Below are 21,525 nucleotides of genomic sequence, written 5' to 3'. Positions count from 1 at the left end.
AAATATGATCAATCTCTGCGCACTCTTTAAAGTTCCGGAGTTGACGATTAACCTGCCGCATCACACCAGTTTTACAACTACGCGCCCCGCGCAACCCCGCGCTGTTGGCGAGGGTGCGCTGACCGTTACCTCCCAGCCAAACGGGCGCACCCAGATCGCACAGCTGCGCCAGGCCGGATCAACGAAACTGGTTTTTCCGCAAAACCACAGCCCGACACTTGAAGGCATTATCGTCAACACCGCGGGCGGCATAACCGGCGGCGATAGGTTCACACTCACCGCCACCGCCAAACGCGATACCCGCCTGACGCTCACAACCCAAGCCGCCGAACGCGCCTATCGCGCGCAAACTGGTGAGGTTGGTCAAGTGACCACGCGCCTGACTGTGAAAGCGGGCGCGCAACTCAACTGGCTCCCACAGGAACTGATCCTCTTTGATCATTGCGCCCTGCAACGCAGCCTCGCGATTGATCTGGAAGTAGATGCGCGCCTGCTGATGGTCGAACCCATCGTCTTTGGCCGCACCGCCATGGCCGAAAAACTGCATCATATCCGCTTTCATGATCGGATCAGGATCACCCGAAACGGCAGCCCCCTGTATCTTGATGGTATGGATATCGTCGGCGATGCCGCTGCACATATGGCTCGCCCCGCGATAGCAAACGCGGCCAAGGCAATGGCCAGCCTTGTCTGGATAGATCCTGCTGCCGCCTCCAAACGCGACGCCTTGCGCAAAATGCTGCCACCAACAGCAGGTGCCAGCCTGATTGCACCGGATGTTTTGGTGATCCGTCATCTTGCATCTGACGGTTTTGAGTTGCGCCGCGCCCTCATCCCGGTTTTGGATGATCTTACCAATAACTCTCTTCCCATTTCATGGAGGCTTTGACCCATGCAACTCACCCCGCGTGAAAAAGACAAACTGCTGGTGGCGATGGCCGCCGAGGTGGCGCGCAAACGGCTGGCCCGTGGCGTGAAGCTGAACCACCCCGAAGCGATTGCGCTGATCACCGACGCCGTCGTCGAGGGTGCACGCGACGGGCGCTCCGTTGCCGATATGATGGAAGCTGGCGGCCACGTCATTACCCGCGATCAATGCATGGATGGTATCGCCGAGATGATCCACGAAGTGCAGGTCGAGGCAACATTCCCCGACGGCACAAAACTCGTCACCGTCCACAACCCGATCAGGTAGGAGGTACGCCCATGATCCCCGGAGAACTCTTTCCTGCTGATGGAAACCTGATGCTGAACGCAGACGCCGATGCGATCACCTTGATGGTGGCCAACACCGGCGACCGGCCAGTGCAGGTTGGCAGTCACTACCATTTCGCCGAAACCAACCCCGCGCTGGATTTCGACCGCGACGCCGCACGCGGGATGCGCCTTGATATCGCATCCGGTACCGCCGTCCGTTTTGAACCGGGCCAACGCCGTGAAGTACAACTCATCCCCATCGGCGGCGCGCGCCGCGTTTTCGGCTTTAACCAACAGATCATGGGAGACCTGTAATGCCCCGCGAGATTTCCCGTGCCCACTACGCCGCCATGTACGGCCCGACGACCGGCGACAAACTACGCCTTGCCGACACCGATCTGATCATCGAGGTCGAGCGCGACCTGACCACCTATGGCGAAGAAGTCAAATTCGGCGGCGGCAAAGTCATCCGTGACGGCATGGGCCAATCCCAAGTCACCCGCGCCGGCGGGGCCGTTGATACGGTCATCACCAACGCATTGATTGTCGACCACGCCGGCATCTATAAGGCGGATGTTGCTTTGAAAGACGGCCTGATCCACGCCATCGGCAAGGCGGGCAACCCAGACACGCAATCCGGCGTTGATATCATCGTCGGCCCGGGGACAGAGGTGATTGCAGGTGAAGGCCGCATCCTGACTGCGGGTGGCATGGACAGCCATATCCACTTTATCTGCCCGCAGCAGATGGAAGATTCTCTGCATTCAGGCGTCACCACTTGTTTTGGCGGCGGCACCGGGCCTGCGCATGGCACACTGGCGACAACTTGTACGCCGGGGCCTTGGCATATCGGGCGGATGTTGCAGTCTTTCGACGGCATCGCCATGAACATTGGTCTGTCTGGCAAAGGTAACGCCAGCCAGCCCGACGCTTTGGTCGAAATGGTGAACGCTGGAGCCTGCTCGCTGAAACTGCATGAAGACTGGGGCACCACCCCAGGCGCGATTGATTGCTGTCTGTCTGTCGCCGATGACATGGACGTGCAGGTGATGATCCATACGGATACGCTCAACGAGTCCGGCTTTGTGGAGCACACGGTCGGCGCCATGAAAGGCCGCACGATCCACGCCTTCCATACTGAAGGTGCTGGTGGCGGCCACGCCCCCGACATCATCAAAATCTGTGGCGATGCGAATGTTTTGCCGTCTTCGACGAACCCCACACGGCCCTTCACGGTGAACACGCTGGAAGAGCATCTGGATATGCTGATGGTCTGTCACCATCTGGACAAGTCGATCCCTGAAGACATCGCCTTTGCCGAAAGCCGCATCCGGCGCGAGACGATCGCGGCTGAAGATATTCTACACGACATGGGCGCGTTTTCGATCATTGCCTCTGACAGTCAGGCCATGGGGCGCGTCGGCGAGGTGATCATCCGCACATGGCAGACCGCAGATAAGATGAAAAAGCAACGCGGACGTCTGGATGATGAGACTGGCGAAAATGATAATCAGCGCGTCCGCCGCTATATCGCGAAATACACGATCAACCCCGCCATTGCCCAAGGTGTCAGCCATGTGATCGGCGACATCAGTGTGGGCAAGCGGGCGGATTTAGCGTTGTGGAGCCCTGCATTCTTTGGCGTCAAACCAGAGATGGTTCTCATGGGCGGCTCAATCGTCGTGGCGCAAATGGGTGATCCAAACGCATCAATCCCAACGCCACAACCTGTCTACACAAGACCCATGTTTGCCGCTTACGGAACGTCGCTGACCCATTCCTCGGTCAGTTTTGTATCGACTGCAGCGCATGACCGGGGGCTGCGCAATGAACTCGGGCTGGCCAAGCAAACCGTCGCGATCAAGAACACACGCAAGATCAGCAAAGCCGATATGGTGATGAATAACGCCCTGCCGCAAATCGAGGTCCACCCCGAAACCTACGAAGTGCGCGCCGACGGCGTCCTGCTCACCTGCGAACCCGCCGAGGCCCTGCCGATGGCACAACGCTACTTCATGTTCTGAGGTCCGATATGTCATCGCTGCCCATCGCTCAAACCGTCAGACAAGCCGGAGACTGGTCCGGCCCCGCCGAGACTTGTGCGCTTGACTACGCCGCACGTTTCCTGCGGCGCAAACGGTTGGAGACCGCCACTGGCAAAGCATTCCTTGTTGATCTGGCGCAGACCACCTCGCTCAATCATGGGGATGCGCTCGAACTGAATGACGGAAGTCTGGTCGAAATATCGGCAGCGGCAGAAGATCTCTATCAGGTGACAGGCAACGACCTTGTGCGTCTTGCATGGCACGTCGGAAACCGCCACACGCCTTGCCAGATCAACGACGGTCACCTTTTGATCCAGGCGGATGGCGTCATCGGACATATGCTGGAACATCTGGGCGCGACCGTCACGTCAGTGACCGCCCCTTTCACACCCGAAGGCGGGGCCTATGGGCATGGCCGCACGCATAGCCATGAACATGTGGCCACCGCGCATGAGCACTAAGCGCGATATCCTGACGCTGGCGCAATGGATGTCGCCCGCATACCCCGTGGGGGCTTTTGCCTATTCGCATGGGCTTGAGGCGGCTATTCAGGCAGGTGCAATCACGTCAAACGCCGACCTTAGAGAGTGGCTGACGGATATCATCAGTCACGGTAGCGGGCGTAATGACTGCATCCTGCTGCGCGCGGCTTACGCCGCCAAAACCGCTAAAGCATTGGTGATGGTCAACGGCACAGCGCTGGCATTCGCAGCATCATCAGAACGACAACTTGAGCAGAACCTGCAAGGGGCGGCATTTTGCAAAACAACTGCAGCGATTTGGGGCGGTGAAGATATGTCTTACGCCTACCCCGTCGCGGTTGGTGCGGCAGCATCAAAGCAAAGCATTGATGTTTCGCTCACGGCGGCGATGTACCTGCAGGCGGTGATCAGCAACTTAATCTCAGCAGCGATGCGTTTGATGGCGCTCGGGCAAACCGAAGGGCAAGCGACCCTCGCGGCTCTCACCCCGCTTTGCGATGAAACTGCGAAGGCAACGGAAGGCACCACGCTGGACGACCTGCAAAGCACCGCTTTCATGGTCGATATCGCAGCAATGCATCACGAAACCCTCCAACCAAGGATATTCCGCACATGACCGCGATGAACGGGCCTCTGCGCGTCGGGATCGGTGGGCCGGTCGGGGCCGGCAAGACGACACTGACTGCGGCACTCGCCAAGGCGCTGCACCCTGCATACTCAATCGGGGTGATCACCAACGATATCTATACCCAAGAGGACGCCGAGGCGCTGATGCGGATGCAGATCCTGCCCCAGGACAGGGTGCTAGGTGTTGAAACGGGCGGCTGCCCCCACACCGCGATCCGCGAAGACGCATCGATTAATCTGGCAGCCGTCGCAGAGATGCAGAGCCGTCACGATGATCTGGACCTTGTGCTGATCGAAAGCGGAGGCGACAACCTGTCGGCCACCTTTAGCCCCGAACTTGCTGATATCACGATCTACGTGATCGATGTGGCCGCGGGCGAAGAAATTCCACGCAAAGGTGGCCCGGCCATCACCCGCTCTGACCTTTTGGTCATCAACAAAACCGATCTTGCCCCACATGTCGGGGCATCATTGGATGTTATGAAACATGACAGCAAAAAGATGCGGGGCGACCGCCCTTTCGCGTTCTGTGCGCTCAAACATGGCGAAGGGGTGGATGACGTGGTTCAGTTTGTCATCGAAATGGGCGGTCTGACGGCAAAGTAAATGGCCCCCAGCACAGGAGTTGCTACCGCGGACGTACGCTACAGTTATAACGCCGCTGCGCGCGCACCTGACTTGGGCTTCTGGGTGTCACAACACACTGCGGCGCTGCATCATCCAGGCCACCCTGCGGCGTTTGCTTTGATACGACCGCCGCTATAAACGACGCCACATCAAATTCGGTTTCATTCGCAGCGCGCGCCAATGCCTTTTTCAACGCACGATTTGACAGGGCTGCTGTCAACTGTACGGCAAGCGCACGACGTAGATCATCATCTGATTTGGCAGGTACGGTGTTGGGTGCCCACTGGTCTGAATCGGAAAGATGAAATCCAGCTTCTTCCAGAAATAGGCGCAAAATAGGGGGGGCGGACGTCACCACGTTCTTTGTCTTGGGGTCACGGAAAAATGCGACAACCGTGTTAGAGCGCGTATGACCTTGGCTGGTCATCCGCTTGTCAGTATGTACCTCAGACGCGCAATGTGCGGTGTCTACCGGGTACATTTCAAAATCATAACGCAACATAATTTTAGCCAAACTTAAACAAACTATTCATCTCACATTAACAATTGTGGCAACAATGAGCAAAGACTTTGTCCCAAGAAAGGCCACTTTTCGTCAAAAGATGCGCTAAATCTAAACAACAAAAGGTTTATTTTTCTTTAACGTCTACACTTTAAACGGGAATAAGCGTGTCTCTAAGGATAATTCTGGTGCGCAACTGCATCGGCACCATCGGTTCTCCGTCACGCAGATGCCTTGCCAAAGCTTGCCCAGCCCGGCGCCCCATCTCATGATGTGGGACATGCACGGTCGTCAATGCGGGATAGGCAACTTGGGCCAGTTCAATATCATCAAAACCAATGACGGACACATCCTGCGGCACACAAAGCCCAAGCGCACGGGCCTGCCGTAGCGCGCCAACAGCCAGAACATCATTACCACAAAACACAGCTGTGGGGCGATCTGGCAATGCCATCAGCCGATCAAATGCAGCGGCCCCTTCTTCAATCCCATAAGCCGTTTCCTCAAAATACAGTTGCGCCGGGTCCAACCCGGCGATGCTCATTGCGCGCAGCACACCGTCATATCGTGCCGCAGCGCGGTCATTCAAACCTGTATCTGCAGAAATCAGCGCCAGCTTGCGATGGCCCATTGCAATGACTTTTCCCGCCATCTCTTGCATCGCCGCCTTGTTGTCAAAACCGATGGATGGCCGCGCAGATACAGGATCAAACGCCCAGGTCAGCAGCACCGGCACGCCCTGCGCTTCAAGAAAGCGATAGACTTCAGGATCGCGCTGATATCCGATCAGCAACAGCGCATCTGCACCACGGGCAACCAGTGATCTGATCTGCTCTTCTTCCACCTTGGGCTGATAGCCGGTGCTGGCAACGAGCATGGTAAAGCCATGCTTGCGCAGTTCTTTCTGAAACGCTTCCAATCCCCGCGCGAAAATGGCGTTTTCCATCGTTGGGATGATAGCGCCAATCGTATTGGTGCGCCGCGCCGCCATGGCGCGTGCGCCAAAGTTCGGCGAATACCCGAGTACTGCAATCGCATCCTGCACTTTCTGGCGAGTCTCTGGTGCGACCTTATCGGGAAAATTCAGACAACGCGACACCGTCGCTGTCGACACGTTGGCTGCGTCAGCAACATCTTGCAGCGTTGGTGTGGACTGAGAAGTGATGCGATGTCTCCCTTAATATGACCCAACTTAGCACAGTGCTATGCGTCAGCATCATCAGGCTTACCTAGCGTGAATGTAAAGGCTTGCATTATATTTATGTAAGCGCTTACATAGCATCAGAATCAATGGCGTGAAAGAGGCGGTGATTACGGACCTGCGGTCCGCAAACGTTGTTTCCAAAGGTGGGAAAATACATACCCCCTGCGTCCCCGCAGATATTTTCTTTTTCAAAGGTAAGGCAATTCACGCATGACACTTGAATATCTCAAAAAGGCGACCCTGACGGCCCAGTCGGGCGCATCCGATGTGCATGATATCGTGCAAGGTATCCTGAAAGACATTGAAGAGGGCGGCGACGCAAAGGCGCTGGAATATGCGGCCAAGTTCGACAAATACGATGGCAACGTAATGTTAACGGCAGAAGAGATCGCAGCTGCATCAGCACTGGTCCCGCAGAAACTGAAAGAAGATATTCAGTTCGCCCATGACAACGTCAAACGTTTTGCCGAGGCCCAAAAAGCGACCGTCAGCGATATCGAATATGAAATCGTGCCCGGTCTGGTGGCCGGTCAAAAGGCAATCCCGGTCGATGCCGCTGGCTGCTATGTGCCCGGCGGGCGCTACAGCCACATTGCATCAGCGATCATGACAGTGACCACCGCCAAGGTTGCCGGTTGCAACCACATCACCGTTGCATCACCGCCGCGTCCGGACATCGGTATCGCCCCGGCCATTGTCTACGCCGCCCACATCTGTGGTGCCGATAAGATCATGGCGATGGGCGGCGTGCAGGGCGTTGCAGCCATGACATTCGGTCTTTTCGATTTGCCAGAGGCGAACATCCTCGTCGGTCCCGGCAATCAGTTCGTGGCCGAAGCCAAGCGCATCCTCTTTGGTCGCGTTGGTATCGACATGATCGCGGGCCCGACGGATAGCCTGATCTTGGCAGATAAATCCGCTGACCCACATATCGTGGCCACCGATCTGGTGAGCCAAGCCGAGCACGGCTACAACTCACCAGTTTGGCTGGTCACCGATGACCGCGCGCTGGCCGAAGACGTGATGAACCGCGTTCCTGCACTTATCGAAGACTTGCCCGAAGTGAACCGCGACAACGCCTTTGCAGCGTGGCGCGATTATGCCGAGGTGATCCTCTGTGCTGACCGCGAAGAAATGGCCGCCTGCTCCGACGACTACGCACCAGAGCATCTGACCGTGCAAGCTGACGACCTGCCTTGGTGGCTGGACCGTCTGAGCTGCTATGGTTCGCTTTTCTTGGGCGAAGAAACGACCGTATCCTACGGCGACAAAGCCTCTGGTACGAACCACGTACTGCCCACATCGCGGGCGGCGTCCTATACAGGCGGTTTATCGGTCCACAAATACATGAAGATCGTCACTTGGCAGCAAGCGACCCGTGAAGGGTCCAAACGTGTGGCTGAAGCAACCGCACGCATTTCCCGCCTTGAAGGTATGGAAGGCCACGCGCGCGCCGCTGATGTGCGTCTGGCCAAATACTTCCCCGGCGAAAACTTTGACCTGACACCGCATGGGTGATCCCGGCGATCTCTTTGACCTGACGGGTCGGGTGGCCTGTGTCACAGGCGCAAGTGCCGGATTGGGGCAGCGTGCGGCGACTGTGTTGGCTGCTGCTGGTGCGAAAGTCATCGGTGTTGCCCGGCGTACCGGGGCCTTGAACGATTGGGCGGCATCCATTGGGGACAATGCTGCGATTGTCGCCGCAGACCTGTCCCAACGTGACCAGATCAAAGAGATTGCAGAAAAGGTCAGCGCACCTTTCGGGGTGCCTGACATCGTCGTGCATGCCGCAGGCATCAACACGCGTGAGACAGCCGATGAAGTGACTGACGCGGGCTGGGACGTCACCATGAACCTCAACCTTGCGGCGCCCTTCTTCTTGTCTCAGGCATTCGCACCCGCGATGAAGGCGAAAAACTGGGGGCGCATCGTGAACTTCGCCTCATTGCAAACCACAAGGGCCTTCACCGGTGGTATCAGTTACGGCGCATCCAAAGCCGGGATCGGGCAGCTGACCCGCGCCATGGCCGAGGCGTGGTCCAAAGACGGGATTACCGCCAATGCCATCGGTCCGGGGTTCTTTCCAACCGAACTGACAGGGCCGGTCTTTGCCGACCCTGAGCGCGCAGCGCGCAACGCGGCAAACACTTGCGTGGGCCGGAACGGCGACCTCTCTGACATCGACGGGCCGCTGCTTTTTCTCTGCTCTGATGCATCGGCCTATGTCACAGGCCAGGTCTTGATGGTGGATGGGGGGTTCACGGCCAAATGAAAGCGCTTGTTTATGACGCCGTGGAAACGCTTGTGTATCGGTACATGGCTGATCCCGTCCCAGCCGCCGGCCAAAGCCTGATCCGGATCGAGGCCTCAGGCATCTGCGGCTCAGACATGCATGCCTATCTTGGACATGATGAACGGCGCCCAGCCCCGGTGATCCTCGGTCACGAAGCGGCAGGCACTGTCGAAGGCGGTGCACTTGACGGCAAGCGCGTGACGATCAACCCGCTGACCACATGCGGGTTGTGCAAGGCCTGTAAATCCGGGCGGGACAATCTTTGCCCTGATCGCATGATCATCTCAATGCCACCGCGCGAAGGGGCGTTTGGTGAATTGGTGGTGATGGCTGACCGCAACCTTGTCGAAGTCCCTGACGATGTGCCGTTGGCAAAGGCGGCCTTGGCTGAACCATTGGCCTGTGGCTGGCACGCCGTGCGGCTGGGGGCAGAGGCGCTTGACATGCCCATCGCGAAAGCGCGCTGCGTTGTCGTTGGCGGTGGCGCAATTGGCGTGGGTGCCGCACTCTGCCTGCGGGCCTTTGGTGCGACGGATATTCACGTTATCGAACCGAACGCCGTGCGACGCGCAACCCTCGACACCATCGCAGGTTTCACCGCTGTCGAACCCGGCGCAGTGACCGAAGCTGACCTCGTTATCGACGGCGTCGGTTATGCTGCCACCCGCGCTGACGCCACCGCAATCACCCGCCCCGGTGGCGTGATCATGCACATCGGCCTGGGCGAGGCGACGGGCGGTTTGGACATCCGCCGCATGACCTTGCAAGAAATCACCTTCATCGGCACCTACACCTACACGGCACAGGATTTCCGCGACACGGCCGCAGCCATTTTCGATGGACGCCTCGGTGCGCTAGACTGGACCGAGGAAAGGCCGTTAGCCGAAGGACAACAAGCCTTTGCCGATATCCGCGCTGGCGTCGTAGCTGCGCCCAAAATCATTCTGCGCCCCTAGCGCAGGACCGACATATGAAAGAAATTTGCTATGTATAATAACATCATCGTCCCCATGGCGCTTGATCACGGCATCGCCGACAAAACGGTTGCGATCGCGCGCACGCTACTGTCGACAGGTGGGCAGATCACGGCACTCCACGTCCATGAGAAACCCCCAAACACCGTCAGCGCCTATGTCGATGACACCGTGATGAAGAACGCCTTTGATCGTGCCCAGACAAAATTGCAAGAACGCGTCGCCAAAATGCATGACGTCAAAGCGGTGATAATCAAAGGGCACAGCGGCCGCACCATCGTTGATACGGCTACCAGCATGGAAGCTGATTGCATCGTCCTTGGTTCTCACAAGCCCGGCCTGATCGACTATCTGCTCGGTTCCACAGCCGCCCGCGTCGTACAGCACGCGCCATGCGCTGTGCATGTCGCCCGCTACTAAACCCATTAACCCCGCCCCCGTTTGAGGCGCAATCAGGAGACCTAAGCCCTTGAGTATCAGCAGAAAGATCGTGGATGACTTTGTCGCCAACGATGTATCCTTCATCACGACTGTGCCGTGTAAGCAGTTGGCCGGTGTGATCGACGAAGTCGAAGCACGCCCAGAAATCTTCCACATCCCCTCGAACAAAGAGGACGAAGGCATGGGCCTTTGTGCAGGTGCTTTCATGGGCGGCAAGCGCCCGGCGATCATCATGCAGAACACCGCGATTGGTGTGACGATCAACACGCTGGCGACGCTGACCCAGTACTACCGCATGCCCCTGCCGATGCTGATCAGCTACCGTGGTGAGCTGCGTGAACCAGTGGCGTGTCAGGTCGAAATGGCGGTGCATACCAAAGCACTTTTGGCCCAGATGAACATCCCCACCTACCACTTCCACAAGGAATCGGACGCCGATGAGCTGGATGCGATCCTGAAATACACCTTCATGTGCAACAAACCTGTGGCGATCCTAACGGATGCGTCCTTCTGGGGAGGCTACGGCGACCAATGATCCGTTCTGAAATCCTGCGCGAGATCGCGCCAATCCTTCATGACCATCTGGTCGTCTGTAACATCGGTCTGCCCAGCCAAGAGCTGCATATGATCGATGACAACGCCAAGAATTTCTACATGCTGGGCACGATGGGTTTATCTTCGTCCATTGGTCTGGGCCTTGCCTTGGCGCAAGACAAAACTGTCATCTCTATCGATGGCGACGGTTCTGTTCTGACCAACCTTGGCACGCTGCCGACGATCGCCAACAATGTGGCTGACAACTACATCTTGTTGATCATCGACAATGGCTCTTACGGCTCAACCGGTGATCAGCCGACCTATGCTGGCAAGAAAACCAAGCTGGAAAACGTCGCCAAAGCCTGTGGCTGCGAAAACGTTGTCGTCTGCCAGGACGTGGACACCGGCAAGGTCCTGCAAGAGGCGATCGACAGCAAACAAATGACGATCATCGTGACCAAATGCGATAGCGGCAACATCAAGCTGCCGGTCATCACCATGGACCCAGTCGTGATCCGTGATCGGTTCATGAAAGCGGTCGCCGGCTAAATGGCAGCAAAGATCCACTCCAGCGAAGACGCGCGGCGTCTTGCACGCAAACGTCTTCCCTGGATGGTCTTTGATTACATCGACGGCGCTGCTGGCGCCGAAACAGGGGCCGCGCGTAACCGTGCGGCCTTTGACAATTTAGACCTGCGCCCGCGCATCCTGCGTGACGTCAGCGACCGCTCGCTTTCCGTGCCGCTTTGGGACAAACCGACCAAAGCCCCGTTTGGCATCAGCCCGATGGGGATGTGCAACCTCGCTGGTCCCGGCGCGGATATGATGTTGGCGCGACTGGCAGCACGCGAAAACGTACCATTAGGTGTGTCCACCGTTGCATCGACCGCGATGGAGCCGCTGATCGAAGAGGCCGAAGGCAACGCATGGTTCCAACTCTACTTCAGCGGCGACGGCACCGGCACCTTCAAACTGGTCGAAAGAGCGAAGGCCGCGGGCTATGAAACCATCGTCCTCACCGTCGACGTGGCCGAAGTAGGCCGTCGCCCGCGTGAGCTGCGACACGGTTTCACCATGCCCTTCAAGATAGGCCCCAAACAGTTCATCGACTTTGCCCTGCATCCGCGCTGGTCGCTGACCTCGCTTTACGCAGGCAAACCGCAGATGGCGAATTTCGATATGGACGGTTACGACTTTGACCGCACCGAAAGCCGGGCGAAGGCGGATTGGGATACGCTCGCGCGCCTGCGCGACATGTGGCCCGGCAAACTGGTTGTGAAAGGTGTCTTGGACGCCGAAGACTCCGTCGCGCTGAAAGCTGCAGGCGTTGATGCCATCCAAGTGTCCAGCCATGGCTCCCGCCAACTCGACAGCGCGCCGCCGCCCATCCTCAAACTCGCGGAAATCCGCGAAGCCCTCGGACCCGACTATCCGCTCTTCTACGACACAGGCCTGCGCAGCGGCGAAGACATCGTCAAAGCCTACGCTCAAGGCGCAAATTTCACATTCTTCGGCCGTATCTTGCAGTTCGCCATCGCCGCCGGCGGCGAGGAAGGTTTGCGCGAGCTTTGGTCTGTCCTGAAATCAGAGACCAGCATCACGCTTGCCCAAATCGGCAAGCGCGCGCTGATCGCGGACGATACCGCAAACCGCTAGGCCGCGATTGCAGTGTCCGTCGCGCCGTCAAAAGCCACCCACTTCAGATCACCATCATACCGTTGATCCATCTGCCCATCCGCATTCAGCGTAAACAGGTGAAGCCAGCGATTGTCGAAGAGCGCCCGCACACCCGGATGCTTCTCCAAGATCGCCGTGATCGCCTCGGCCGGTGCCTCGACACAGACGGACAGGCGCAGCGGATCGTGGGCATAGCCCTCACCATCATGCACAGACTGCCATGGCAGACCGCCGCGTAGCGCGCCGCCGTTACCTTCGACGACACCGATGCCGCCGGTAACGTTATGGAGCAGCTTGTTGCCCGCGCCAAAGACGTTAGGCGCCACGACTGAGCCATAGTATTGCAGGCTGATCCAGCTTGCGACGACAACGGGCGCGGTCAGGATCAACTCCAGCACGCCAAAGCTATCGTCTTTCTGCCAGTCATAGTCATGCAAGAAAGCGCGCCCCGCGAGGCCCTTTCCTTTGGTCCGGGTCCGAGGCGCCGCGATAAATGCCTTACATCCCGCCAGCGCCCACTCTGGCCGTGTTTCCGACCAATCCCGGCTCCGCTTGCTGATGTCATCACCATTGGCCGCACGCGGCAGACGCAACGCGCGCTCGGTCCGTGCCAGTTTCCCAGCAGAGGCCAGCCAATCTTGCGCTGTCTTGAGGTGGCTTTGATGCTTATGCCCCGCAAAGTCAGCGTCATAGATCGTGACGTCGTCGGTCGTCGTATCATGCAAGCCACCAACAAAGAGCGTATCTTCGGGGATCATGATCCCGTTTTCGGCCAGCCCAGCGCGCACAGCCTTGTCGTTCAGAATACCCGCCAAAAGCCGCGCATTCACCTCGCCAGTATACCCGCCGCAGGCACCACAATGCAACGCGCTCGCATGCGGGTTATTCACCACATTCGCACCATGGCCAAAGAGCAGAACCAAAGGCGCAAAATTGTCGGTCAACGACATTGCACCCAAGATCGAGGTCGCCGCCCCAATCCGGTCTTCCAGACCAAAACTCTCATCCAGCACAGGGGCTTGGCTGTCCGGCCCTTTCGCCGCATCCATGCCCAGCGCATCCCGCAGCAATTTGCCGACGTAGATGGGACCGGAGGCTTCAACAAAGGCAAAGGACGACACCGCTGCCAGCTTGAACCGGCCCCAGGCGCGTTTGGCGCGGGCGCTGAAACGGGCCATCTGATCCGCCGCCTCATCAGTTCCGGTATGACTGGTCACACCATGGTTCAGCAGCACCGGCAGACGCTTTTCCTCAACATCCGACGCAAAGCTTTGATGTGACGCAGTCAAGCCAAAGAACCCGGCAAAGCCCAGCGTCTGAATGCCGGGATCAACGCTTTCCAGCGCCCGGCGAAACACTTCAGAGCGCACGTCGATGCAAAATGCCGCCTGCATCGCAGGCCGCCCCTCGGGCGCTGGTTCAGATTGTGCATCCAACGTCTCGGCCAACTCACGCTGTCCAGCAAATTCAGCGGCAGCCTGTAAAGCGGCATCTATCAACTGATCCTGTGATGGTGCGATCGGTGCCGCATGTGCCGCGCGCACCTCCGCCCACTTCGCCTCAATTTCGGACCCATAGTGCCGATAAAGCGCCTGTTCCCAGACGACCCGGATCGTCAGAACATCAACCAGCGTCAAATCCGTCCCACCAGCCAGTTCTGCCTGCCACAGGCGATAGCGGGCAACCTGTGACCAACCACCCAATCCCAGCAGCAACTGGTGAAAGTAAGTCTCACTCGCTTCGGCACTCAGCCCAAGCGCATCTGCCGCATCAACCAACGCAGTGCGCGTACGGGCCGCGGTATTGGCGATCAGACTGCCAAACCCCGAAAGCCCCGCAATCTCGGCCGTCAAATCACGGCTGGCAAAGTCGCGCCACGCATCAAAAGCGCGCCGTCCCGGCTTGTTCTGCCACAGGGCTTGGCCCGCATCAAAATACCCAGCGGCCCAAACGCCAAAGCGTTCTTCCACAATGCCCGGCCAGTCAATGCCGGACACCTCGGCGGCAAGGTCTGCGACAGTCGGCAAGGCAACCGTTGCGGCCGTTGCACCCTCTGCCGCCACCTTGAGCGCTGCAACATCCGTTGCCGCCCCCGGAAACTGTGCCAGCGCCGCTGTCAAATCCGCATCGGCGATTGTCCCGTCACTGATTTTCGCCTGATACCAGTTGCGCGGCATCGTCACAGATGTGCCTGCGACCCGATCCAACAGTGCGGCCACTTCCGGCAAGCTTTGTTCGGTCTGCCCTAGGAATGGGTTGACGGCGACCGACGATGACAGCGGCCAAAGCGGCGGAATGGCGCGGCCTGCGGCCTCTGCCTTGGCGATCACTTCCAGATGTGCGCCGGAATAGCCTGCGTATGTTTCCGCCTTCATTGCGCCGCTCCTTTTTTGGATGGTGTCCGCTTCCAACCGCCCAAGATGCGGTCGGAAATCGCGTTGATATATAGCCCGTTCGACAGATGCACGCGCAGGCCCTGCGCCGCCGGGTGGTAGGACCACAAAGGCAGCGTTGCCTGCGCAAGGGCCACAAGGCCAAAGCTGATCATGGCAAGCAGGATCAACGCCCATTCCAACGCACCCGCCTGTGGGGTCGCGGGTAAAGTGCCAGCAGTCAACCACTCTGACGCACGTTGTAGGACAAGGTAGCTGACGGTCACGGTTGCTGCGTAGGCGGCAGTGCGCTGGGTCAGGGCTTGGGGGGCTTCATCGGCAAAGCCTTGCGCCAGCAGATACGCCACGCCGAAGATCAGGATCGCACCAAGGGCAACCGCCTGCGGGGACTTGCCGCCAAAGTCGAAGCCCAATCCGAGAACCGCATATACGACGCCATAGATGACCAGTGCCACCAAGAAGGCGCGCGTCACGGCACCCAGATCAGGCACGGCAACCGGCCCGGGTTTGCGGATGGCGGCGACGTTCTGCACCGCGTTGCCGGCGGACAGAAAGGCATGCGCCTTATAAAGCGAATGTGCCACGATGTGCAGCAATGCCAGCGGGAACAGCGCGAGACCGCACTGCAGGATCATAAAGCCCATCTGTGCGATGGTGGACCATGCCAGTGACGCTTTCACCGTCGGCTGCGTGAGCATGACAAGACCACCAAAGAGCGCCGTAAAGCCGCCAACCATCACCAGTCCGGCAAGCACCAGCGGCGACAGCAGCATCACATCGGCAAAGCGGATCAAAGCAAAACCACCCGCGTTCACCACACCTGCGTGCAACAAGGCCGATACCGGTGTCGGCGCTTCCATCACTTCGGTAAGCCAGCCATGCGTCGGGAACTGCGCGGATTTCAGGATTGCCGCCAAAGCGATCAAGGCCGCCGCGGCGACACCCATACCGCCACCTGCGCCCTGCCCGGCCTCTGCCAGGATCGCAGAGATCTGGGTTGTGCCATAGGCGAATATCAGCAAAAGAGCCGCACCAACCACAGCCACGTCACCAATCCGTGCTATCACATATTTCTTATGGGCGGCCCGCTGCGCTGCCACTCGCTCCGGATAGAACAACAGCAGCTTATGCAAACACATGCTGGTGGCGATCCATGCGCCAACAAATTGCGTCAGGTTGCCGGACTGCACCAGCAACAAAACCGCAGAAAGCGTTGCCAATAGCCAAAAGGTAAAGGCATCCTGCCGCTCTTCACCATCGAGATAGGTGCGGGCATAGCGCACGACGACCCACCCGATGAATGTGACCAGCAACAACATCACGATGCTCACAATATCAAGGCGGACCGATAGGCCGACCCCGAAGAGCCCCAGCAAGAAGCTATCCCCGCTGCCATTCACCGCCAGCACAATCGCCGACAAGACGGCGACCGCGATGGCCCCCAGCGTTGCCTGCTCCGCGAACAGCGCGCCTTTTTGCGCAGACACCCTCTCCATAAAGCGGGGGGCAAATGCGGCGGCCAGCAAGATCAGTGGGGCCAGCAGGGGTAAGGCGTTGAGCAACATGGGTGGTCTCCATCGCGTGAATGATTTCACGACGAGATAGGGCAGACCATTCCAGATAAAAAATACATTGTTTGCTACATATCGTTCACTTAAAACGAATGATATGGCAGATATGAACTATAATCACCTGCGCTATTTCTGGGCAGTGGCGCATGACGGCAACCTCACGCGGACGGCGGGCAAGCTGAACCTGTCGCAATCGGCGCTGTCTGTGCAAATCCGGAAACTGGAAGACCGCCTTGGCCACGCGCTGTTCGAACGGCGCGGGCGGCAGTTGCACCTGACCGAAGCGGGGCGGATCACGCTGGATTACGCAGATACGATCTTTGATGCGGGCAAAGACCTGCTGGGCACGCTGAGCCAGCAAGGGCGGCCAAGACAAGTCTTGCGTGTCGGTGCACTGGCAACCCTGTCGCGCAACTTTCAGATTGAATTTCTGCGACCCCTGCTAGGCTTGCCCGATGTTGAATTGGTCTTGCGATCAGGCACATTGGTTGAACTACTGCAAAGTCTTGAGACGCTGAGCCTTGATGTGGTTCTGACCAACCGCGCGCCGGCCCATGATGCCATGTCGAACTTCACGTCGCAGCCAATTTCTGACCAACCTGTCAGCCTGATTGGAACGCCCGCACGCCTTGCCGGTGACGCGCCACTGACAATGCTGCTCAGCCAGAACCCCATTATTGTCCCAACCGAGGACAGCCCAGTCCGTGCCGGTTTTGACCGGCTTTGCGCGCGCAACGAAATCAACCCGACGATCGCCGCAGAGGTAGACGATGTGGCGATGATGCGCTTGCTGGCACGCGAAGACATCGGGCTGAGTGTGCTGCCACCCATTGCGGTACAAAACGAACTACAGTCGGGCATGTTGGTTGAAGCCAAGCACCAAATGGGCCTGTCAGAGAGTTTCCACGCGGTGACCGTCGCCCGCAAATTCCCCAATCCTTTGCTTGGAATGCTTCTGGAGGGCGCGCTTTAAACTGCCTGTGGCAATGCCAACCCAACTTGCCGCACCAGATCAGCGACCTGACGCAACTGCCCCGCCAACGGATTGGTCTTGCGCCAAATCATCCCCACAGTCCGCTTAGGCTGGGGGTCCGCAAAGCGGCCTACACAAACCGGGGCGGAGCGGGTTTCAACGGATGCTGCCATTTCAGGGATTAGGGTGACGCCAATACCTGCACCCACCATCTGCACCAAAGTCGATAATGAACTCCCATCCAGCCCCTCACGTGGCAGTGCAGACTGCAGATTACAAAACGACAACGCCTGATCGCGAAAACAGTGCCCTTCCTCTAGCATCAAAAGACGCATTTCGCGTAAGGCGTCAGGGCTTGGCACAGGGCGATCCGCATCGCCCATGGGGCGGACGAGCATGAAGCTCTCATCAAAAAGTGGCACTTCCTCAAACCCCGGCTCCGCCAAAGGCAGTGCTACAATTGCGGTATCAATCTGCCCATCGCCCAGTTCCTCGATTAGGCGTGGTGTGACTGTCTCGCGGATATGGACATCCAGATCGGCATGGGAGCGCGCCAACTGACCAATCAAACCGGGCAGCAGGTAAGGCGCAATCGTTGGAATCACCCCAATCCGCAGCCGACCTACCAGCCCGGTTTGTGCGGCACGCGCCATCTCGCCCAACTCATCAACCGCACGTAAAATCTCGCGCACCCGGACCGCGCAGTCTTCGCCAAAGGCGGTCAGCCGCACCTGCCGCGGACCACGTTCAAACAATGGCGTACCAAGCGATTGCTCCAGCTCCTTGATTTGTACGGATAACGCGGGCTGAGAAATGGCGCAGGCATCTGCGGCACGACCGAAATGGCCATGACGAGACAACGCTTCGAAATAGCGTAACTGCCGGAGAGTGAGACTATTCATAACCTAAAGTTATGGTCATGATCAAAAATTGCAACTTATAATAATTCTAAAGAAGTGGTAGTTTCAAATGTAAGTCGCGGTCGTTCACACTACCTGTCTGCGGCAGATTGCAACCAACATCGGAGATCAGAAAAATGGACGGTAACGACGCCGGAAAATGCCCCGTAATGCACGGCGGCTCTATTCACACCACACACAGCGTCCGCGGGAATAAGGACTGGTGGCCAAACCAGTTGAACCTGAAAATCCTGCACCAGCACGCGCCTGCCTCTGACCCGATGGGTTTGGATTTTGACTATGCGGAAGAGTTCAAGAAACTCGACCTGAAAGCCCTGAAAAAAGACCTGCACGCGCTGATGACGGACAGTCAAGAGTGGTGGCCTGCAGACTACGGTCACTACGGCCCCTTCTTCATCCGCCTAGCATGGCATGCTGCTGGTACATATCGCACCGCCGACGGACGCGGCGGCGCAGGCGGCGGGCAACAGCGTTTTGCCCCGCTCAACAGTTGGCCTGATAACGGTAACCTTGATAAAGGCCGCCGCCTGCTGTGGCCGATCAAGCAGAAATACGGCAATCAGATTTCATGGGCTGACCTCTTTGTACTCAGCGGCAACTGCGCGATGGAATCGATGGGGCTCGAGATGTTCGGCTTTGCCGGTGGCCGCGCCGATACGTGGGAGCCTGAAGAAGATGTCTATTGGGGCAGCGAAGAAGAGTGGCTCGCAACATCAGACAAACCCAACAGCCGCTATTCCGGCGACCGCGAATTGGCAAACCCGCTGGCTGCTGTGCAAATGGGGCTGATCTACGTCAACCCAGAAGGGCCAAACGGCAATCCTGATCCGCTGGCTTCTGCCCACGATATCCGCGATACTTTTGCGCGGATGGCCATGAACGACGAAGAAACCGTTGCATTGGTTGCAGGCGGTCACACCTTCGGCAAAACGCATGGTGCGGGCGATCCCGCCCTCATGGGCCCAGAACCAGAAGCAGCACCAATCCACCAGATGGGCCTTGGCTGGAAGAACGGCTTTGAAAGCGGCAAAGGCGTGCACACGACAACCAGCGGGATCGAGGGTGCATGGACCGCCACACCAATCACATGGGACATGAGCTATCTTGAAACGCTCCTGAACAATGAGTGGGAATTGGGCAAAAGCCCTGCTGGCGCTCACCAATGGCACCCAGCAGGCGGCGCGATGAGCGACGCTGTACCGGATGCCCACGACGCATCACGCAAGCACGCCCCGATGATGACAACGGCGGATATGGCGCTGAAGCTGGATCCGGCTTATGCAAAAATCTCCAAGCACTATCTGGAAAATCCCGATGTGTTCGCCGATGCCTATGCACGCGCATGGTTCAAGCTGACCCACCGCGACATGGGGCCAAAAGTGCGCTATCTGGGCGACGAAGTGCCAGCGGAAGATCTAATCTGGCAGGACCCGATCCCAGCTATCGATCACGACCTGATCGATGACGCCGATATCGTGGCGCTGAAGGCCAAGCTCCTTGCATCAGGCCTGTCGATTTCCGAAATGGTGTCGACTGCGTGGGCCTCTGCCTCAACCTTCCGTGGTTCGGACAAGCGCGGCGGCGCCAACGGCGCACGTATCCGTCTGGCCCCACAAAAGGACTGGGCTGTGAACAAGCCTGCGCAACTGGCCTCTGTGCTGGATACGCTGACCGGGGTGCAGACATCGTTCAACGACGCGCAATCTGGCAACAAGAAGGTGTCGCTGGCCGATATCATAGTGCTTGCGGGCTGTGCAGGTGTTGAGCAGGCTGCCAAGAATAGTGGTCATGACATCACTGTCCCCTTCACACCGGGTCGTATGGACGCCAGCGCCGAACAAACGGATGCCGAAAGCTTTGAACCGCTTGAACCGCAGGTCGATGGGTTCCGCAACTTCGCCAAAGAAAACTACGCGGTCCCGGCCGAAAAAATGCTTGTTGACCGGGCACAGTTGCTGACCCTTTCTGCGCCAGAAATGACTGTCCTTGTCGGTGGCCTGCGGATGCTGGGTACAAATGCCAATGACAGCAAACACGGTGTGTTCACAGACAAGACAGATGCGCTGACCAATGACTTCTTCACTACCCTTGTGGATATGGGGATTGAGTGGAAGCCCACGTCAGACGAAGGCATCTACGAAGGCTGCGACCGAGCCACCGGTGCGGTCAAATGGACAGGCACCCGCGTTGATTTGATTTTTGGTTCAAACTCGCAACTGCGGGCGCTGTCCGAGGTCTATGCACAAAACGATGCCGGCGCGAAGTTCACAAAAGACTTCGTTGCGGCTTGGAGCAAGGTGATGGACCTTGATCGTTTTGATTTAAAGTAAAGTCTGATATCAGAAAACAAAAAGGGCGCGGCCAGCCTTGGCCGCGCCCTTTTTTAATCCCAACATTCTACTGGTTCTGCTTCATGGTGGCGCTCGCCCGCCGTCACCCGTAGGATCAAAATCAAGCAAAACTAGTTTGGAGAGCTGTATTGGTAAGCAAAGGCGTCAAAGAAATAATGTGGCGACGCATTGACGTCATCGGCTTGGAAACCTGCGCGCTCGGGCCGTCCGATGACGGGTATAAAATGGCCGGGGCTGCGCTTTTTGCCGATACGGAGAAGCCATTGCGATTGGAATATGAGGTGCATTGCAATGACACTTGGGAATGCACCAAAGCAATGGTGAAAAAGTGGCGCGGCATCAACGCAACGACGTTATGTCTTGAGCGGACCATTGATGGTCAGTGGTCAGCTGACGGACAAACCATTAGGAATGTGGACGGGTTGGTCGATATCGACCTTGGCTTTACGCCGGCAACAAACACGAATGCCATCAAGCGGCTCGGACTAAACGTGGGAGATCAGCAAGAGTTCACTGCAGTCTGGCTTGATGAGAGAACATGGGCTTTCAAGCCGCTGCGGCAACGTTACGAACGTCTCTCAAACAACAAATATCGCTATGTCTCGGTTGAAAGTGGCTATGAGGCACAGCTTGAAGTGGATGACTTTGGTTTGGTGCGGACTTACCCTGACCTATGGCAAGCGGTGATCTAACCAAAGCGTCATACTGCGA

Annotated in this window: 22 protein-coding genes; 17 read left to right on the top strand and 5 right to left on the bottom strand. The window is 57.9% G+C overall.

Translation table 11 applies throughout. From position 1 onward, the window contains the following. The first annotated feature begins 40 nt into the window (after positions 1–40). The 7 genes from BC777_RS14085 to ureG are packed head-to-tail and all read left to right on the top strand — an operon-like array spanning position 41 to position 4,957. Positions 41–889 (top strand): urease accessory protein UreD, encoded by an 849-nt coding sequence (locus tag BC777_RS14085; RefSeq protein WP_245834369.1) that lies wholly within the window; start codon positions 41–43, stop codon positions 887–889. A 3-nt stretch (positions 890–892) separates the two neighbouring features. After that, on the top strand, positions 893–1,195 hold the full coding sequence (locus BC777_RS14080) for an urease subunit gamma (RefSeq protein ID WP_100368785.1): 303 nt from the start codon (positions 893–895) through the stop codon (positions 1,193–1,195). An 11-nt stretch (positions 1,196–1,206) separates the two neighbouring features. Then, the gene (locus BC777_RS14075) at positions 1,207–1,512 is read left to right on the top strand and encodes an urease subunit beta (RefSeq protein ID WP_100368784.1); all 306 of its coding nucleotides are present in this window, start codon (positions 1,207–1,209) and stop codon (positions 1,510–1,512) included. Further along, positions 1,512–3,221: an urease subunit alpha gene (gene ureC / locus BC777_RS14070; RefSeq protein WP_100368783.1), complete on the top strand. Its 1,710-nt coding sequence runs from the start codon at positions 1,512–1,514 to the stop codon at positions 3,219–3,221. Before BC777_RS14075 ends, ureC begins: the two co-directional genes overlap by 1 nt. Before the next feature lie 8 nt (positions 3,222–3,229). Continuing rightward, positions 3,230–3,703, top strand: coding sequence for an urease accessory protein UreE (locus tag BC777_RS14065; protein WP_100368782.1), 474 nt, complete (start codon positions 3,230–3,232; stop codon positions 3,701–3,703). Then, the gene (locus BC777_RS14060; RefSeq protein ID WP_100368781.1) at positions 3,693–4,340 is read left to right on the top strand and encodes an urease accessory protein UreF; all 648 of its coding nucleotides are present in this window, start codon (positions 3,693–3,695) and stop codon (positions 4,338–4,340) included. Before BC777_RS14065 ends, BC777_RS14060 begins: the two co-directional genes overlap by 11 nt. After that, positions 4,337–4,957, top strand: coding sequence for an urease accessory protein UreG (gene ureG, locus BC777_RS14055; RefSeq protein ID WP_100368780.1), 621 nt, complete (start codon positions 4,337–4,339; stop codon positions 4,955–4,957). Before BC777_RS14060 ends, ureG begins: the two co-directional genes overlap by 4 nt. A 22-nt stretch (positions 4,958–4,979) precedes the next feature. Here ureG and BC777_RS14050 read toward each other — a convergent pair whose 3' ends face one another. Beyond that, positions 4,980–5,480 (bottom strand): hypothetical protein, encoded by a 501-nt coding sequence (locus BC777_RS14050; protein WP_100368779.1) that lies wholly within the window; start codon positions 5,478–5,480, stop codon positions 4,980–4,982. Between the two features lie 151 nt (positions 5,481–5,631). Next, complete coding sequence (locus BC777_RS14045; RefSeq protein ID WP_100368778.1) at positions 5,632–6,645, bottom strand: LacI family DNA-binding transcriptional regulator; 1,014 nt, start codon at positions 6,643–6,645, stop codon at positions 5,632–5,634. Positions 6,646–6,894: 249 nt separating this feature from the next. Here BC777_RS14045 and hisD point away from each other — a divergent pair, with 249 nt between their 5' ends. From hisD to BC777_RS14010, 7 genes are read left to right on the top strand one after another with little or no spacing between them, the layout of a single operon-like run. Continuing rightward, positions 6,895–8,202 (top strand): histidinol dehydrogenase, encoded by a 1,308-nt coding sequence (hisD, locus tag BC777_RS14040; RefSeq protein WP_100368777.1) that lies wholly within the window; start codon positions 6,895–6,897, stop codon positions 8,200–8,202. Next, positions 8,195–8,956 (top strand): SDR family NAD(P)-dependent oxidoreductase, encoded by a 762-nt coding sequence (locus tag BC777_RS14035; RefSeq protein WP_100368776.1) that lies wholly within the window; start codon positions 8,195–8,197, stop codon positions 8,954–8,956. The genes hisD and BC777_RS14035 overlap by 8 nt, the downstream gene beginning before the upstream one ends. After that, positions 8,953–9,933, top strand: a complete 981-nt coding sequence (locus tag BC777_RS14030) for an alcohol dehydrogenase catalytic domain-containing protein (protein WP_100368775.1) — start codon at positions 8,953–8,955, stop codon at positions 9,931–9,933. Before BC777_RS14035 ends, BC777_RS14030 begins: the two co-directional genes overlap by 4 nt. A 30-nt stretch (positions 9,934–9,963) precedes the next feature. Beyond that, positions 9,964–10,371, top strand: coding sequence for a universal stress protein (locus BC777_RS14025; RefSeq protein ID WP_100368774.1), 408 nt, complete (start codon positions 9,964–9,966; stop codon positions 10,369–10,371). Positions 10,372–10,420: 49 nt separating this feature from the next. After that, entirely contained in the window at positions 10,421–10,927 is a 507-nt protein-coding gene (locus BC777_RS14020; protein ID WP_100368773.1) for a sulfopyruvate decarboxylase subunit alpha, read from the top strand. Continuing rightward, the gene (gene comE / locus BC777_RS14015) at positions 10,924–11,478 is read left to right on the top strand and encodes a sulfopyruvate decarboxylase subunit beta (RefSeq protein WP_100368772.1); all 555 of its coding nucleotides are present in this window, start codon (positions 10,924–10,926) and stop codon (positions 11,476–11,478) included. Before BC777_RS14020 ends, comE begins: the two co-directional genes overlap by 4 nt. Further along, positions 11,479–12,585 (top strand): alpha-hydroxy acid oxidase, encoded by a 1,107-nt coding sequence (locus BC777_RS14010; RefSeq protein WP_100368771.1) that lies wholly within the window; start codon positions 11,479–11,481, stop codon positions 12,583–12,585. On the opposite strand, the gene BC777_RS14005 is transcribed toward BC777_RS14010, so the two are convergent. Then, the gene (locus tag BC777_RS14005) at positions 12,582–14,981 is read right to left on the bottom strand and encodes a YbcC family protein (protein ID WP_100368770.1); all 2,400 of its coding nucleotides are present in this window, start codon (positions 14,979–14,981) and stop codon (positions 12,582–12,584) included. The two genes, BC777_RS14010 and BC777_RS14005, sit on opposite strands and share 4 nt — an antisense overlap. Beyond that, the gene (locus BC777_RS14000) at positions 14,978–16,564 is read right to left on the bottom strand and encodes an NADH-quinone oxidoreductase subunit L (protein ID WP_100368769.1); all 1,587 of its coding nucleotides are present in this window, start codon (positions 16,562–16,564) and stop codon (positions 14,978–14,980) included. Before BC777_RS14000 ends, BC777_RS14005 begins: the two co-directional genes overlap by 4 nt. Before the next feature lie 103 nt (positions 16,565–16,667). Here BC777_RS14000 and BC777_RS13995 point away from each other — a divergent pair, with 103 nt between their 5' ends. After that, positions 16,668–17,543, top strand: coding sequence for a LysR family transcriptional regulator (locus tag BC777_RS13995; RefSeq protein ID WP_100368768.1), 876 nt, complete (start codon positions 16,668–16,670; stop codon positions 17,541–17,543). Here BC777_RS13995 and BC777_RS13990 read toward each other — a convergent pair. After that, positions 17,540–18,445: a hydrogen peroxide-inducible genes activator gene (locus BC777_RS13990; RefSeq protein WP_100368767.1), complete on the bottom strand. Its 906-nt coding sequence runs from the start codon at positions 18,443–18,445 to the stop codon at positions 17,540–17,542. The genes BC777_RS13995 and BC777_RS13990 overlap by 4 nt on opposite strands. A gap of 134 nt (positions 18,446–18,579) precedes the next feature. Between BC777_RS13990 and katG the strand changes: the two genes are divergently transcribed. Both katG and BC777_RS13980 read left to right on the top strand, forming a co-directional pair. Continuing rightward, entirely contained in the window at positions 18,580–20,793 is a 2,214-nt protein-coding gene (gene katG / locus BC777_RS13985) for a catalase/peroxidase HPI (RefSeq protein ID WP_100368766.1), read from the top strand. A 176-nt stretch (positions 20,794–20,969) separates the two neighbouring features. After that, positions 20,970–21,506, top strand: coding sequence for a putative glycolipid-binding domain-containing protein (locus BC777_RS13980; RefSeq protein ID WP_100368765.1), 537 nt, complete (start codon positions 20,970–20,972; stop codon positions 21,504–21,506). Positions 21,507–21,525 lie beyond the last annotated feature (19 nt).

The organism is Yoonia maricola (genome assembly GCF_002797915.1).
GTDB classification, from domain to species: Bacteria; Pseudomonadota; Alphaproteobacteria; order Rhodobacterales; family Rhodobacteraceae; genus Yoonia; species Yoonia maricola.
The sequence above is the reverse complement of the archived record's forward strand: the minus strand, read 5'-3'. Positions and strand labels throughout refer to the sequence as shown.